The sequence below is a fragment of the Pseudomonas sp. MF6751 genome, assembly GCF_016613265.1.
Taxonomy (GTDB): domain Bacteria; phylum Pseudomonadota; class Gammaproteobacteria; order Pseudomonadales; family Pseudomonadaceae; genus Aquipseudomonas; species Aquipseudomonas fluorescens_BV.
The window spans coordinates 162,143-178,177 of sequence record NZ_JAENSV010000001.1; the positions used below are offsets into that span (position 1 = coordinate 162,143).

Sequence of the window (16,035 nt, forward strand, 5' to 3'; positions counted from 1 at the left end):
CCAATTATCCTCGGATCGCCCAGAAGGCCAGGTTCAAGCCCGGGAACTGCCCGGCGATATGGAAGGCGAAACCGCCGGAATTATTCAGCTGCTGCCAGTGCTCGCTGCCACGGTCCAGCTCGTAGTAGGTGCTGCCGGCGTGGTAAGGCAATTGGCGCGGCGCCACCGGCAACGGCAGCAGGCCGATGCCCGGCAGTTGCAGGTTGACCATGTCGCGGATGTGCTCCACCGAGCCGACCTTGCTCTGCTGGCCGAAACGCGCACGCAGGGTTTCGCCGGGCACATCGGCGCGTACCACGAGGATGAAACTGGCGTTGTCGAGCAGGGTCTTGTCGGCCAACATCGCCACATGGATGCCGTAGGCTTTCTCCACAATCGGGATCGGCGTGGCCTTGCTGTCGATGAGCATCGACAGCGCCTCACGCAAGGCCGCCATCACCGGCATGAAGCTCAGGGCCAGGTCATCGTGCTGGTACTGCGGGTATTCCTGGGGGCGACGGCTGGAGGTTGAGAAGGTGGAAAACTCACCGGCCAGGCTGACCAGTTCGCTGAAGAAGCGCTCCGGGTGCAACGGGCTCAACTGGCTGAAGTGCTGGATCAGCGGCTGGGCGCGGTTGACCAGTTGCAGCAGCATGAAGTCGGCGATCTCCGAGGCACCACCGGCGCCCGAGGCCACCACGCGGCCGGCCAGGGCTTCGCCACGCTGGTGCAACAGGCCCAGCAGTTCACTGCGAAAGGCCGTCAGCGGTTTGCTCGCGGCCACGTCCAGCACGGGCGGGATGTAAGTATCATCGAGCACCAACGCACGGTCGGCACGCTTTTCCTTGATGCGTACCAGGCCGATGGCGGCGTAGTCGCTGATGCCGTCCTGCGCCGTCAGCAGGCGCAACGCCCGCGACCCCACGGCCACCGGTGCACGGTTTTCGAACGGGGCGTTGTCGTCGCGCACTTCACGCACCTGGCTCACGTAGCGCGCGGCTTCCAGGGCCTCGCCCTCGTCCACCGTGTCACGGGCGCCGGCACGCTTGAGCGGCAGGGCCAGGTAAACCAGGCCGTCGCGCAGGTTGTCGTCGATATTCAACGGGCTCGGTGCCAGGTCGTCCTGGGGAATATTGAACGGCGTGCCATCGGGCAACAGGCCGCGGGCCGACACGATCGCCAGCTTGCCCTGGGCCAGCAGGCCCTGGTCGATCAGCAGCTCGGAGAATCCCCAGGCACCCGCCGACAACGGGCGGCTGCGGGCATCGATCAGGTTTTCCAGGTAACGGTCATGCTGCTGGAAGTGCTGCGTTCCGATGAACATGCCTTCCGACCAGACCACGCGATTGTTCCAGGACATGGGGGCTCCGATTGCTTGTTATTGGGCTGGGCTGGATGGGGAAACCACGACGTCGGCGCGCACGGCATGCACGTCGAGGCTGATCTGGTATTCGCTGTATTGGCGCGGCGGCACGTTGATGACCGTGCGCCATTGCGCACGGTCCAACTCGCGGTAGCCCACCAGCAAGCCGATCTGGCGCGTGGACGGGTCGAGATCGCGCTGCAGGCTCAGCTGCTGGCCGGGCTGCACCATCACTTCGTCCTGGTCCAGCAGGTCGAGGCCGAGGGTGGATTGCGCACGGTCAGCCAGGGCGAAGTAATCGGAGCGTGAAAAGGTCGCGGCGTTTTTCAATTCGAAAATGCGCACCCGCACCGGCGCGGCCTGGCCGTTGGCACCGGGGTTAAGCCCGGCAATCGCGTGAAAATGCAGCTCAACGGCGGCCGTGTCAGCTTCGGCCTCGGCAGCCGCCTGGGGTTTGGCAGTGTCGTTGGCACACGCCGTCAGCAGCAGCACGGTGGCGGCTGCGAGTAAAAACCTGGGAATCATCCTGCGTCCTCAATGACGTATTTAGCTATCCGTTTTATCCATTGGTGCGAGGCGTTTTCAGCGTCGCTGTCGTGCACTGTGTTCTTCGTAGGCCCGGCTGAATTCACGACCGAACAAGTCCTGGAAATCGTCCTGGGCCTCGCGGGAAATGTTGCTGTAGAGCTCGGTGAACTGCTGCCAGTACTGGGCCTGGCGCGAACCGTTGAACAGACTGGAGAGGCCGCCGGGTTTGCCCATGCGCTCCTCCAATTGCGCCGGTTCAAACCGCGTGAGCAGGTGCTTGATCGCCGCTTCCACGCCAGCCATCACGGCCAACTGGTGGGCGCGCAGGTCGTCGAAACTGTCACGTACGGCAAGGTCCGGCGCCATGAACGCCTGGTTGCCATGACGCAGCAACAGCAGTAACGCTTCATCGGCATTCGGGGCGAATTTCAATGGGTTGTTTTCGGCGGGGCGGATCATCGTCTGCTGCATGCGGAACTCGCCCTTGAGGCTGGCACGGGCGCGCAATACGTCGATCAGGCCCTCGACCATCAGCCGGTAGCTGCGGCCGATGCTTTCCATCTGCGCGCAGGCGTCGGCTTTGTCCAGGCGCAACTGATCCAGGCCCGCACCGCGCAGGAAGGCTTGCAGGAGGTCCGGTGGTGGCTCGGCATTGGCCACGGGGAGCGCAACAGGCTCGACCACGGGCGGCGGCGGGATGATCGGTGCTGGGGCGGGCGCAGCATTGACGACGGGTGCGGGCGCGTCGCTGAACAGGTCCCAGTCTTCGGGAATCACCGAGCCTTGCACCAATGGCTTTTCGGGCGCCGGCACGGCCACTGGAGCCGGGGGGCGAAAATCGTGTTGCTCGGACGGCACATGGTCCGCCACGGTGGGCGGCGGCACGGCGGTGGGGCTGAGGAAGTCGAATAGGTCTGGCAAGGTTTCCATGGACGAGGCGCCCTGGAACTGCGGCGCGATCATCGGCGTGGGCACAGGTTGGCTCGCCACGGCGCCCATCAGCGCTTCAAAGCTGTTGGGTGAGTCACCGGCAAATGGTTGGCTGTCGATGGCCTGCACGTTGAAGTCGATGCGCGCCTGGATTTCGTAATCGCCGATGCGGATCAACTCGCCATCTTGCAACGGCTCGCTGTTACCCCGACGCATACGAATACCCGCCTTGACCAACTCCACACCATTGGTGCTGTTATCGGTCAAATAATAACGGCCATCTTTGTATTGAATAACGCAATGTTGCGAAGAGACGAGACGCTCAGGATCGGGCAATACCCAGTCATTGTCAGAACTACGGCCAATAGCCATCACGCCCTGATCCATGGACTTTTCGGGGCATTGCCCAGGGGTGATCTTGTGATAACTAGTGATAGTCAAACACAGCGACATCTTGCCTCCTTGCTGATACATCGCGCGCAGTCTACCCAGGAGGCAGCACCGCCCTGGAGAGTCCCGTCCTGTCGTACAAACGACCGCCAAAATCTGCTTTTACCAGCATGATCGCTGATCTTAACTGGCTTCCATGACAAAAATCCGCTCTGGGCGCGCCTTTCGACTCGCCAGTCGCGCAGGTTGTTAAACACCGCACATCTGTCACAGAGGGCGAATAGCTTACCTTGACAAGCCATAAGTACTACACCAAAAATGCACAACTTCTTGAACATCAGTGATGGCACAGTAGTGGCGCGCTGAGTGTATGACCAAGAAAACATGCAAAGTTCATTACGCAACTAGTGCATGAATTGCCCGCCATCCAGCGGGCCGATAAGGAGATCGAATTCAGTGGATGTGCCGTTGCTGCTCACCGCCGTTTCCGCGACGTCGCCCTGTGGCGAGGACATGGAATATGACGCGCAATTTCTGCAGTTGGAACGTGATGCCAAGGGCCAACCCGAACGCAGCATGGGCGACTCGATCCTGCCCGCTGAGCCGCCCGAGTGGCGCAGCATCCAGCAGCAAAGCCTCGACCTGTTGCAGCGCAGCAAAGACCTGCGCATCACCCACTTTCTGCTGCAAAGCACCCTCGCCCTCCAGGGTGTGGCCGGGCTGGCCGAAGTCCTCACGCTGATCGACGCCTTGCTGCGCCAATACTGGGCCGATCTGCACCCGCGCCTGGATGCCGACGATGACAACGACCCCACCGTGCGCATCAACGCCCTTACCGGCCTGACCTGCGACACCAATATTCGTCTGCTGCGCGAAAGCATCCTGACGCGCTCGCGCACCTTCGGGCCCGTGACCCTGCGCGCCGCGCTCAACGCCAGCGGCCTGCAGAGTTTTGCCGATGAGCAGTTGGGCAACCAGCAACTCAACGCCGCGTTCCTGGACAGCGACCCCGAACAACTGCAAGCCACCCGTGATGCCTTGAGCGCGGCGCGTGCGGCGTGCGAGGCCATTGAGCAACAGGTCAATGACCAAGTCGGTTCCGCCCAGGGCGTGGACCTCAGCGCCTTGAAGCAGCCGCTCAAACAGGCCCTGCAACTTCTCAATCAAGCGGTGCCAGGCACCGACAGCAGCAGCGATCCCGAGGCCGTCAGTGAAGACAATGCCCCCTCGGTCGACGCCGCCGCGCCCGCAGCCCCTCGCCCGACGGGCGACATCGCCACCCGCGACGATGTGCTGCGCAGCCTCGACAAAATCCTCGCGTACTACACCCGCCACGAGCCTTCGAGCCCGCTGCCGGTGCTGTTGAACCGAGCCAAGAATCTGGTACATGCCGACTTTGCGGCCATCGTTCGCAATCTGATTCCCGATGGCATGTCCCAATTTGAAAACCTGCGCGGCCCCGACAGCGAGTAAGCCGCCGGACCGTGCAGTAACAACATCGTCGCTCAAGCGACCAGGAGCAGCAACGTGGCGAAGCAAAGTTCTCAGAAATTCATCGCGCGCAACCGTGCGCCTCGAGTGCAGATCGAGTACGACGTCGAGCTTTACGGCGCCGAGAAAAAGGTCCAGTTGCCCTTCGTGATGGGCGTGATGGCCGACCTCGCCGGCAAGCCTGCCGAGCCGCTGGCACCCGTGGCCGACCGCAAGTTCCTTGAGGTGGACGTCGACAACTTCGACTCACGCCTCAAGGCCATGCAGCCACGCGTCGCGTTCCACGTACCCAATGAGCTGACAGGCGAAGGCAACCTGAGCCTGGACATCACCTTCGAAAGCATGGACGACTTCAGCCCGGCCGCCGTGGCCCGCAAGGTCGACTCGCTGAACCAGCTGCTCGAAGCCCGCACCCAATTGGCCAACCTGCTGACCTACATGGACGGCAAGACTGGCGCTGAAGAAATCATCATGAAGGCGATCAAGGACCCGGCATTGCTTCAGGCACTTGCCAGCGCGCCCAAGCCTGCAGGGGAGCAGTAATCATGACGGACAATACCGCCCGCGAAGGCAGCCAGATCCTGGGTACCACCGAAGAAGCCAGCGAGTTCGCGAACCTGCTGCTGCAAGAATTCAAGCCCAAGACCGAGCGTGCCCGCGAAGCCGTTGAAACCGCGGTGCGCACCCTGGCTGAACAGGCCCTGGCGCAAACCGACCTGGTGTCCAACGACGCGATCAAGTCGATCGAATCGATCATCGCCGCCATCGACGCCAAGCTCACCGCCCAGGTCAACCAGATCATCCACCACCAGGATTTCCAACAACTGGAAAGCGCCTGGCGTGGCCTGCATTACCTGGTCAATAACACCGAGAGCGATGAGCAACTGAAGATTCGCGTGCTCAACATCTCCAAGCCAGACCTGCACAAGACCCTGAAGAAATTCAAGGGCACCGCGTGGGACCAGAGCCCGATCTTCAAGAAGATGTACGAAGAAGAATACGGCCAGTTCGGTGGCGAACCTTACGGCTGCCTGGTGGGTGACTACTACTTCGACCAGTCGCCGCCCGACGTGGAACTGCTGGGCGAGCTGTCGAAAGTCTGCGCCGCCATGCACTCGCCTTTCATCGCTGCGGCCTCGCCGACCGTGATGGGCATGGGTTCGTGGCAGGAACTGTCGAACCCACGCGACCTGACCAAAATCTTCACCACCCCGGAATACGCCGGCTGGCGCTCGCTGCGTGAATCGGAAGACTCGCGCTACATCGGCCTGACCATGCCGCGCTTCCTGGCACGCCTGCCGTACGGCGCCAAGACCGATCCGGTGGAAGCCTTCGCTTTCGAAGAAAACACCGACGGCGCCGACAGCTCCAAGTACACCTGGGCCAACGCCGCCTACGCCATGGCGGTGAACATCAACCGTTCGTTCAAGCACTACGGCTGGTGCTCGCGCATCCGCGGCATCGAGTCTGGTGGTGAAGTAGAAAACCTGCCGGCCCACACGTTCCCTACCGATGACGGTGGCGTGGACATGAAGTGCCCGACCGAAATCGCCATCAGTGACCGCCGTGAAGCGGAACTGGCGAAGAACGGTTTCATGCCGCTGCTGCACAAGAAAAATACCGACTTCGCCGCGTTCATCGGCGCCCAGTCGCTGCAGAAACCTGCCGAATACGACGACCCGGACGCCACCGCCAACGCCAACCTGGCCGCACGCCTGCCGTACCTGTTCGCCACCTGCCGTTTCGCCCACTACTTGAAGTGCATCGTGCGCGACAAGGTCGGCTCCTTCAAAGAGAAGGACGAAATGCAGCGCTGGTTGCAGGACTGGATCCTCAACTACGTCGACGGCGACCCGGCGCACTCCACCGAAACCACCAAGGCCCAGCACCCGTTGGCGGCGGCCGAAGTGATCGTGGAAGAAGTCGAAGGCAACCCGGGGTATTACAACTCCAAGTTCTACCTGCGCCCGCACTATCAGCTTGAAGGGCTGACGGTGTCGTTGCGCCTGGTATCGAAACTGCCTTCGGCAAAAAGCGCATAAGTAACGATTGAGCTAGCTCTTCTGTGGGAGCCGGGCTTGCCCGCGATGCAGGCGATGCGGTCTGCCAGTCAGACCGCGTTGATGCAATCGCAGGCAAGCCAGCTCCCACAGAAAAGCACTGCCCTTTGGGCATAACCCATTCAGTGGCCTGAGCCACACAGGGAGAAAACATGGCTGTTGATATTTTCATCAAGATCGGCGACATCAAGGGCGAGTCCATGGACAAGGCCCACAAGGACGAAATCGATGTGTTGAACTGGAGCTGGGGCATGTCCCAGTCCGGCAACATGCACGTCGGCGGTGGCGGTGGCGCGGGCAAGGTGAATATCCAGGACCTGTCGCTGACCAAGTACGTCGACAAGGCTTCGCCCAACCTGATGATGCACTGCGCCAGCGGCAAGCACATCGACAAGGTCAAGCTGACCGTGCGCAAGGCCGGTGGCGAGAGCCAGGTCGAGTACATGGTGATCAACCTGGAAGAAGTGCTGGTCACCTCCTTGAGCACTGGCGGTTCGGGCAGCGATGATCGCCTGACCGAAAACGTCACCCTGAACTTCGCCCAAGTGATGGTCGACTACCAACCGCAGAAAGCCGACGGCACCAAAGACGGCGGCGCCATCAAGTTTGGCTGGAACATCCGCTCCAACACCAAACGCTGATAGCCCTTGTGGCCGTGGCCCGGTGCCACGGCCATTGTGTCCCTCTCGCAACCCGTCCGTGGAGCTGCTTTGGTGGTAACTGAAATCGCTTCCCGCGACCGTCTGCAACCGTCCCTGCTGGACCGGTTGACCGACGACGACCCGACCAACCCCAAGGAAAGCGCCGACAAACGCGTGCTGTCCCTGACCCAATTGAAGGCCTCGGTGCTGCGTGACCTGGCGTGGTTGCTTAACACCACCTCGTTACTCGATACCGATGCCACGCTGCACACCCCGGCCGGCACTTCGGTGGTCAATTACGGCCTGCCGGCACTGGCGGGCAACAGCGCTTCGAGCGTCGATATCAAAGCCCTGGAAGCCTTGATTTACCAAGCTATCGCCACCTTCGAGCCGCGTATTTTGCGCCACACATTGCGGGTCAAGGCGCGCATGGGCCATGGCGAGATGAATCACAACGCCCTGAGTTTCGAGATTGAAGGCGACCTGTGGGCACAACCGGTGCCGTTGCGTTTGCTGTTGCAGACCGACGTGGACCTGGAGTCCGGCCATGTGCGCGTGCTCAATGCCGACCAGCGGAGACGCCCATGAACCCGCGCCTGCTGGAGCTGTACAACCAGGAACTGCACCACGTGCGCGAAAGCGCCGCCGAGTTCGCCAAGGAATACCCGAAGATCGCCAGTCGGCTGACCCTGTCCGGTATGGACTGCGCCGACCCTTACGTCGAACGTTTGCTTGAAGGCTTCGCCTATCTCACGGCCCGCGTGCAGCTCAAGCTCGACGCCGAGTACCCGACCTTCACCCACAACTTGCTGGAAATCGCCTACCCGCACTACCTGGCACCGACGCCGTCGATGACCGTAGTGCAACTGCAGACCGACCCCGATGAAGGCTCCCTGGCCGGCGGTTTCCCGCTGCCCCGTGACACGGTGCTGCGTGCCGCCCTGGGCCGTGAAACCCAAACCTGCTGCGAGTACCGCACCGCGCACCCGGTGACGCTGTGGCCGTTGCAGGTCAGCAACGCCGAATATTTCGGCAACCCCGCCGCCGTGCTCGGGCGCCTGGCCGCCAGCGAACCGAAGGCCAAGGCCGGCCTGCGCCTGACCCTGCGCACCGGTGCCGAGCTGCCGTTCAACAGCCTCGACCTGGATACCTTGCCGCTGTACCTGAGCGGCGCTGATGAACAACCGTTTCGCCTTTACGAACAACTACTGGGCAACGCCTGCGCGGTGTTTGCGCGCCAGCCCGGTGGCGATTGGGTCGAGCGCCTGCCCCAGGACGCCTTGCGCTCGCGGGGGTTCGATGATGCCGATGCGGCCATGCCGGTGGTGGCACGGGCGTTCCAGGGCTATCGCCTGTTGCAGGAGTACTTCGCCCAGCCCCATCGCTTCCTGTTCGTTGAGTTCGCCGAGTTGAGCCGTGCGGTCAAACGGTGTGACGGCCAGGAGCTGGAACTGATCGTGCTGTTCGACCGCCACGAACCGAGCCTGGAAGGCAGTGTCGGCGCGGCACAGTTTTTGCCGTTCTGCACGCCCGCCATCAACCTGTTCCCCAAGCGCGTGGACCGCATCCACTTGTCCGACCGGGTCAATGAACACCATGTGATCGCCGACCGTACGCGGCCGATGGATTTCGAGATTCACTCCTTGAGCGGCATTACTGGCCATGGCACCGGACCGGAGCAGCCGTTCTTGCCGTTCTATGCGGTGCGCGATCCGTCGCGCTATGGCCGCGACCAGGCGTATTACAGCGTGCGCCGCGAGCCGCGGGTGCTGTCCAGCGATCAGCGCCGCAATGGCCCGCGCTCCACTTATGTAGGCAGTGAAACCTTCGTCAGCCTGGTGGACAGCCGCCAGGCACCGTATCGCCATGACCTGCGCCAACTGGGCGTGACGGCGCTGTGCACCAACCGCGACCTGCCGCTGTTCATGAGCGTGGGCAACGGCAAGACCGACTTCACCCTGGCCGACAGTGCGCCGGTACTGGCCGTGCGGTGCGTCGCCGGGCCAAGCCGCCCGCGTGCCAGCCATGCGCATGACGCCAAGGCCTGGCGCCTGATCAGTCAGTTGTCGCTCAACTACCTCTCCTTGAGCGAACAGGGCCAGGGCGCCGGCGCCTTGCGCGAACTGCTGCGCCTGTACGGCGACAGCAATGACGCCGCCCTGCAATTGCAGATCGAAGGCCTGCGCGAAGTCAGCAGTAAGGCGGTGACCCGACGCCTGCCGATGCCTGGCCCGATTGTGTTTGGCCGCGGCCTGGAAATCACCTTGGAGTTCGATGAAAACGCGTTTCGCGGCACCGGCGTGTTCCTGCTCGGTGCAGTGCTGGAGCGCTTCCTGGCACGCTACGTGTCGATCAACAGCTTTACCGAGACGGTGATCCGTACCACCGAACGCGGCGAGATCATGCGATGGAAAGCCAAGCCCGGACGGCGTCCGACCCTGTGAGAACCCTGGACGCGATGCACCAGGAGCCCTGGGAATATGACTTCTTCCAGGCATTGCGGCGCATCGAGTGCGAAACGCCCGAGCTGCCACGCCTGGGCCATTCCCTGCGCCTGGCCGATGACCCGCTGCGCCTGGGGCAGCAGGCCGATTGCACCTTCGCACCCGCCACCCTCGCCTCGGTCGACCCCGGTGGCGACGGCAAGCCGGCGCGGTTGGAGCAGTTCTTTTTCGGCCTCGGCGGCCCCAACGGGCCGCTGCCGCTGCACATCACCGAGTACGTGCGCGAGCGCCAACGCAACAACGCCGACAGCACCAGCAAGCAGTTCCTGGATGTGTTCCACCATCGCCTGCTGACCCTGTTCTATCGGGCCTGGGCCGAGGCGCGGCCAACGGTCAGCCACGACCGCCCGGACGATGACTACTGGTCCGCCCGCCTCGCCGCCCTGAGTGGCCGTGGGATGCCGAGCCTGCTCAATCAAGGGCTGATCCCCGATACCGCGAAGCTGCATTACAGCGGCCATCTGTCGGCGCAAACCCGCTACCCGGATGGTTTGAAAGCGATCCTCAGCGAGTACTTCGGCCTGCCGGTAGAGATCGAGGAATACGTCGGCCAATGGCTGGAGCTGCCCGAACGCAGCCGCGTGGGGGTCAGCGCCAATCAGTTGGGCGTGGACTTCTGCCTGGGCAGCCACGTGTGGGACCGCCAGCACAAATTCCGCATCCGCCTGGGCCCGCTCACGCTGGATGACTACATGGGCATGCTGCCCGGCCAACAGCCGTTCAACGAGCTGGTGGCCTGGGTGGCCGAGTACCTGGGCCATGAATTGGACTGGGACTTGAACCTGGTTTTGCAACAACCCGAAGTTCCGGCGCTGCAACTCAACGGCCAGTTCCGCCTGGGCTTCAACACCTGGCTCGGCCAACCTGCGCATGACGCCAACGACCTAATCCTGGCCCGGCATTACGCCGACCACGCCACCACCTCAAGGAATCCAGAGCATGGGTGAAATCAGTCGCGCCGCACTGTTCGGCAAACTCAACAGCGTGGCCTACAAAGCCATCGAAGCCGCCACCGTGTTCTGCAAGTTGCGGGGCAATCCGTATGTGGAACTGGCCCACTGGTTTCACCAGTTGCTGCAACTGCAGGACTCGGACCTGCACCGCATCATCCGCCAGTTCAACGTGGAGCCGGCGCGCCTGGCCCGCGACCTCACCGAAGCCCTGGATCGCCTGCCGCGTGGCTCGACGTCGATCACCGACCTGTCGTCCCACGTGGAAGAAGCCGTAGAACGCGGCTGGGTGTATGGCAGCCTGATGTTCGGCGAAAGCCAGGTTCGCACCGGTTATCTGGTGCTGGGCATCTTGAAGACACCGAGCCTGCGCCATGCGCTGCTGGGTTTGTCCGGCGAGTTCGACAAGATCAAGGCCGAGGCCCTGAGCGAGCGCTTTGATGAATACGTCGGTGACTCGCCGGAAAATGCCTTGAGCGCCAGCGATGGCTTCAATGCCGGCGTCCCTGGCGAGGCCAGCGGTGCCATGGCGCCCAGCGCGATGGGCAAGCAGGAAGCGCTCAAGCGCTTCACTGTGGACCTGACCGAACAGGCCCGCAGCGGCAAGCTCGACCCAATCGTGGGCCGTGACGAGGAGATTCGCCAACTGGTGGATATCCTCATGCGTCGGCGCCAGAACAACCCGATCCTCACTGGTGAGGCTGGGGTGGGCAAGACCGCCGTGGTCGAAGGTTTCGCCCTGCGTATCGTCGCCGGTGACGTACCGCCTGCGCTCAAGGACGTGGAGCTGCGCAGCCTCGACGTGGGCCTGTTGCAAGCCGGCGCCAGCATGAAAGGCGAGTTCGAACAGCGCCTGCGCCAGGTCATCGAAGACGTGCAGGCTTCACCCAAGCCGATAATCCTGTTTATCGACGAAGCCCATACCCTGGTAGGTGCCGGTGGCGCTGCCGGCACCGGTGACGCGGCCAACCTGCTCAAGCCTGCCCTGGCCCGTGGCACCTTGCGTACCGTGGCTGCCACCACCTGGGCCGAGTACAAAAAGCACATCGAGAAAGACCCGGCCCTGACCCGCCGCTTCCAAGTGGTGCAGGTTGCCGAACCGTCGGAAGACAAGGCCCTGCTGATGATGCGCGGCGTGGCGTCCACCATGGAGAAACACCACCAGGTGCAGATCCTCGATGAAGCCCTGGAAGCCTCGGTGAAGCTCTCCCACCGCTACATTCCGGCGCGCCAGTTGCCGGACAAGTCCGTGAGCCTGCTGGACACCGCCTGCGCGCGCGTCGCCATCAGCCTGCACGCGGTCCCCGCGGAAGTGGACGACAGCCGTCGCCGTATCGAAGCCCTGGAAACCGAGCTGCAAATCATCGCCCGTGAGCATGCGATCGGCATTGCCATTGGAGCGCGTCAAACCCATAGCGAAGCGCTGCTGACCGCCGAACGTGAGCGTCTGGCCACGCTGGAAAGCCGTTGGGCTGAAGAGAAAGCCTTGGTGGATGAACTGCTCGCCACCCGCGCAACCTTGCGGGAAAAAGCCGGTGTGGTGGACAGCGGTAACGATGAGTTGCGTGCGCAATTGGTCGACCTGCAACAGCGCCTCACCGCTCTGCAAGGCGAAACCCCGTTGATCCTGCCGACCGTGGATTACCAGGCCGTGGCCTCGGTGGTCGCCGACTGGACCGGCATCCCGGTGGGCCGCATGGCCCGCAACGAACTGGAAACCGTGCTCAACCTCGACCAGCACCTGAAGAAACGCATCATCGGCCAGGACCATGCCCTGCAAATGATCGCCAAGCGCATCCAGACCTCCCGCGCCGGCCTCGACAACCCGAGCAAGCCGATTGGCGTGTTCATGCTGGCCGGCACCTCGGGTGTGGGCAAGACCGAAACTGCCCTGGCCCTGGCCGAAGCCATGTACGGCGGTGAGCAGAACGTCATCACCATCAACATGAGCGAGTTCCAGGAAGCCCACACCGTGTCCACACTCAAGGGCGCGCCGCCGGGCTATATCGGCTACGGCGAAGGCGGTGTGCTGACCGAAGCGGTACGGCGCAAACCCTACAGCGTGGTGCTGCTCGATGAGGTGGAGAAAGCTCACCCGGACGTGCACGAGATTTTCTTCCAGGTGTTCGACAAGGGCGTGATGGAAGATGGCGAAGGCCGGGTGATCGACTTCAAGAACACCCTGATCCTGCTGACCACCAATGCCGGTACCGAACTGATCTCCCACGTCTGCAAAGACCCGGCGAACATCCCCGAGCCCGAGGAAATCGCCAAGGCCCTGCGCCAGCCGCTGCTGGAGATTTTCCCACCGGCCTTGCTCGGCCGCCTGGTGACCATCCCGTACTACCCGCTGAGCGACGAGATGCTCAAGGCGATCACGCGCCTGCAACTGGGCCGGATCAAGAAGCGTGTGGAGAACACCCATAAAGTCGCGTTCGAGTATGACGACGCAGTGGTCGACCTGATCGTCTCGCGCTGCACCGAGACTGAAAGCGGCGGGCGCATGATCGATACCATCCTCACCAACAGCCTGCTGCCGGACATGAGCCGCGAATTCCTCACGCGCATGTTGGAAGGCAAGGCACTGGCGGGGGTGCGGATCAGCAGTCGGGATAATGAATTGCACTACCAGTTCAACGATTGACCTGAAGAAACACGATCAAAACTGTGGGAGCTGGCTTGCCTGCGATAGCGGTCTGACATTCAACATCCATGTTGACTGATCCACTGCCATCGCAGGCAAGCCAGCTCCCACACTGAATTCGGTTTCTTCAGTTATTACGACACTCACGGGTTAACCGATGCTATTCAACCAAGCCTCACGCCTGGCCAAGATCAACAGCCCCCTCGGGCCGGATGTGCTGCTGCTCAACGAAATGGGCGGCGGTGAAGAGCTGGGCCGGCTGTTCAACTATGAGCTGCAACTGACGTCCCTGGACGCCAACATCGACCTTAACCAATTGCTGGGTAAACCGATGAGCGTCGGCCTGCAACTGGCGGACGGCGGCGAGCGGCATTTCCACGGGATCGTTGCGCGGTGCAGCCAGAACATCGACAAAGGCCAGTTCGCCAGTTACCAAGTCACCCTGCGCCCTTGGCTGTGGTTGCTCAGCCGTACCTCCGACTGCCGTATCTTCCAGAACCTGAGCATCCCGCAGATCATCAAGCAGGTGTTCCGTGACCTGGGTTTTTCCGACTTCGAAGACGCCCTCAGCCGGCCGTATCGCGAGTGGGAGTACTGCGTGCAGTACCGCGAGACCAGCTTCGATTTCGTCAGCCGCCTGATGGAGCAGGAAGGCATCTACTACTTCTTCCGCCATGAACAGGACCGCCATGTGCTGGTGCTGGCCGACGCCTATGGCGCCCACACCAGCGTGCCCGGCTACGCGTCGATCCCCTACTACCCCAAGGACGAGCAGCAGCGCGAACGCGACCATATGCACAATTGGCATTTGGCGCAGGAGGTGCAGCCGGGCTCACTGGAGCTCAACGACTACGACTTCCAGCGCCCCAGCGCGAGCATCGACGTGCGCTCGGCCATGCCGCGCCCGCACACCGCCGGCGACTACCCGCTGTACGACTACCCCGGTACCTACGTGCAAAGCGCCGACGGCGAACACTATGCGCGCACCCGCATCGAGGCCCTGCAAACCCTGCATGAACAGATCGAGTTCAGCGGCAATGCGCGCGGCCTGGGCTCGGGCCATCTGTTCAGCCTCACCGGCTTCAGCCGCCAGGACCAGAACCGCGAGTACCTGATCGTCGGTTGCCGTTACTTCGTCGTGCAGGAAAGCCTGGAAAGCGGTGGCGGTTCAGGCTCGGCGCAGTTCGAAAGCAGCCTGACCTGCATCGACGCCCAACAGAGTTTCCGCCCGCTGGCCAACACTCACCGCCCCATTGTCAAAGGCCCGCAGACCGCGCTGGTGGTAGGCCCCAAGGGCGAGGAAATCTGGACCGACCAGTACGGCCGCGTGAAGGTGCATTTCTACTGGGACCGCCACGACCAATCCAACGAAAACAGCTCGTGCTGGATTCGTGTGTCGCAATCCTGGGCTGGCAAGAACTGGGGCTCGATGCAGATTCCACGCATCGGCCAAGAGGTGATCGTCAGCTTCCTCGAAGGCGACCCCGACCGACCGATCATCACCGGGCGGGTGTACAACGCTGAGCAGACGGTGCCCTACGACTTGCCGGAGAACGCCACCCAAAGCGGCATGAAAAGCCGCTCCAGCAAGGGCGGAACGCCGGCCAACTTCAATGAAATCCGCATGGAGGACAAGAAGGGGTTGGAGCAGTTGTATATCCATGCCGAGCGTAACCAGGACATCGTGGTGGAGGTGGATGAAAGCCACTCGGTGGGGCATGACCGCAATAAAAGCATTGGGCATAACGAGACGGTGACCATCGGCAGCAATCGCCTGCGGGTTGTACGCAACAACGACACGGTGATCGTGGGCGGTGCCAAGTCCGACAGCGCCGCCACGCACTACACCATCGAGGCCGGCGAGAGTCTTCGCCTGGTGTGCGGCGACAGCGTGATCGAGCTCAAGGCAGGCGGCGACATCAACTTGACCTGTGGCTCGTTCAACCTGTTTTCCAGCGGCAGCAGCAAAATCCAGACGAAGGGCAAACTGGACATCAACCTGGGCAGCGACAAAGGCACTTCGCCGGGTGCCCAGGGCGTGCAAAGCACGATCAAGTCCGCCGTCGAGTCAAAATTCCCCGGTAAGCCCGGCGCTGGTCAATAACGAGATTTCTTCACATGAATTACCTGATCAACGAAGCCCAATTCACCCTGCCTGATGCCGAGGTACAGGACACTTCGATCAATATCCTCAAGTTCGCCAAGCTGGGCACTACCTTGGTGGTGAGCCGCAGCCCCTTGGCCGATGGCGAAAGCCTGCAAAGCAATTTCGAAGGCCAGTTGAAAAAACTCGAACAGCAGGTCCAGGACCTTCGCTATTCCCCGGCGCAAGCGGTCAAGGTCGGTCCAGCGCAGGACATCGACGCGTTTGAAGTACAGAACCACTTCAGCAAAGGCAGCGACAACATTTACCAATATCAGCTGGCCATGCAGATACCGGGCACACGTCGCTTGATCGCCCTCAGTTACGTCAAGGCCCAGCCCCTGGGCCCGGCCGAGGCGGCGCACTGGGCAACGCTGAAAAGCACACTCAACTTCCTTGCCACGCCTTGAGT

General features: G+C 62.3%; 13 protein-coding genes. 10 read left to right on the plus strand and 3 right to left on the minus strand.

Translation table 11 applies throughout. The features are described from left to right. Positions 1 to 4 precede the first annotated feature (4 nt). The 3 genes from tssK to tagH are packed head-to-tail and all read right to left on the minus strand — an operon-like array spanning position 5 to position 3,253. Positions 5 to 1,339 (minus strand): type VI secretion system baseplate subunit TssK, encoded by a 1,335-nt coding sequence (tssK, locus tag JJD66_RS00780; protein WP_003195550.1) that lies wholly within the window; start codon positions 1,337 to 1,339, stop codon positions 5 to 7. Between the two features lie 18 nt (positions 1,340 to 1,357). Beyond that, entirely contained in the window at positions 1,358 to 1,867 is a 510-nt protein-coding gene (tssJ, locus tag JJD66_RS00785; protein ID WP_200647420.1) for a type VI secretion system lipoprotein TssJ, read from the minus strand. Between the two features lie 57 nt (positions 1,868 to 1,924). Then, positions 1,925 to 3,253: a type VI secretion system-associated FHA domain protein TagH gene (gene tagH / locus JJD66_RS00790; RefSeq protein ID WP_198715871.1), complete on the minus strand. Its 1,329-nt coding sequence runs from the start codon at positions 3,251 to 3,253 to the stop codon at positions 1,925 to 1,927. Positions 3,254 to 3,646: 393 nt separating this feature from the next. Between tagH and tssA the strand changes: the two genes are divergently transcribed. The 10 genes from tssA to JJD66_RS00840 all read left to right on the plus strand — a co-directional run bounded on the left by tssA (position 3,647) and on the right by JJD66_RS00840 (position 16,033). After that, positions 3,647 to 4,663, plus strand: a complete 1,017-nt coding sequence (gene tssA, locus JJD66_RS00795; protein WP_105228975.1) for a type VI secretion system protein TssA — start codon at positions 3,647 to 3,649, stop codon at positions 4,661 to 4,663. 54 nt (positions 4,664 to 4,717) lie between these two features. Continuing rightward, a complete protein-coding gene (tssB, locus tag JJD66_RS00800; protein WP_003195557.1) occupies positions 4,718 to 5,224 on the plus strand; it encodes a type VI secretion system contractile sheath small subunit in 507 nt (168 codons plus the stop codon). 2 nt (positions 5,225 to 5,226) lie between these two features. Next, a complete protein-coding gene (gene tssC / locus JJD66_RS00805) occupies positions 5,227 to 6,723 on the plus strand; it encodes a type VI secretion system contractile sheath large subunit (protein ID WP_003195559.1) in 1,497 nt (498 codons plus the stop codon). 170 nt (positions 6,724 to 6,893) lie between these two features. Beyond that, entirely contained in the window at positions 6,894 to 7,382 is a 489-nt protein-coding gene (locus JJD66_RS00810; RefSeq protein ID WP_003195562.1) for an Hcp family type VI secretion system effector, read from the plus strand. 72 nt (positions 7,383 to 7,454) lie between these two features. Continuing rightward, positions 7,455 to 7,970, plus strand: coding sequence for a type VI secretion system baseplate subunit TssE (tssE, locus tag JJD66_RS00815; RefSeq protein ID WP_003195563.1), 516 nt, complete (start codon positions 7,455 to 7,457; stop codon positions 7,968 to 7,970). After that, positions 7,967 to 9,826 (plus strand): type VI secretion system baseplate subunit TssF, encoded by a 1,860-nt coding sequence (gene tssF / locus JJD66_RS00820; RefSeq protein WP_200647421.1) that lies wholly within the window; start codon positions 7,967 to 7,969, stop codon positions 9,824 to 9,826. The genes tssE and tssF overlap by 4 nt, the downstream gene beginning before the upstream one ends. Next, entirely contained in the window at positions 9,790 to 10,833 is a 1,044-nt protein-coding gene (gene tssG, locus JJD66_RS00825) for a type VI secretion system baseplate subunit TssG (protein ID WP_034129114.1), read from the plus strand. Before tssF ends, tssG begins: the two co-directional genes overlap by 37 nt. After that, positions 10,826 to 13,480: a type VI secretion system ATPase TssH gene (gene tssH, locus JJD66_RS00830; protein WP_200647422.1), complete on the plus strand. Its 2,655-nt coding sequence runs from the start codon at positions 10,826 to 10,828 to the stop codon at positions 13,478 to 13,480. The genes tssG and tssH overlap by 8 nt, the downstream gene beginning before the upstream one ends. A gap of 157 nt (positions 13,481 to 13,637) precedes the next feature. After that, positions 13,638 to 15,584 (plus strand): type VI secretion system Vgr family protein, encoded by a 1,947-nt coding sequence (locus JJD66_RS00835; protein ID WP_198715875.1) that lies wholly within the window; start codon positions 13,638 to 13,640, stop codon positions 15,582 to 15,584. 14 nt (positions 15,585 to 15,598) lie between these two features. Continuing rightward, positions 15,599 to 16,033: a DcrB-related protein gene (locus JJD66_RS00840; RefSeq protein WP_094774012.1), complete on the plus strand. Its 435-nt coding sequence runs from the start codon at positions 15,599 to 15,601 to the stop codon at positions 16,031 to 16,033. The last annotated feature ends 2 nt before the right edge of the window (positions 16,034 to 16,035 follow it).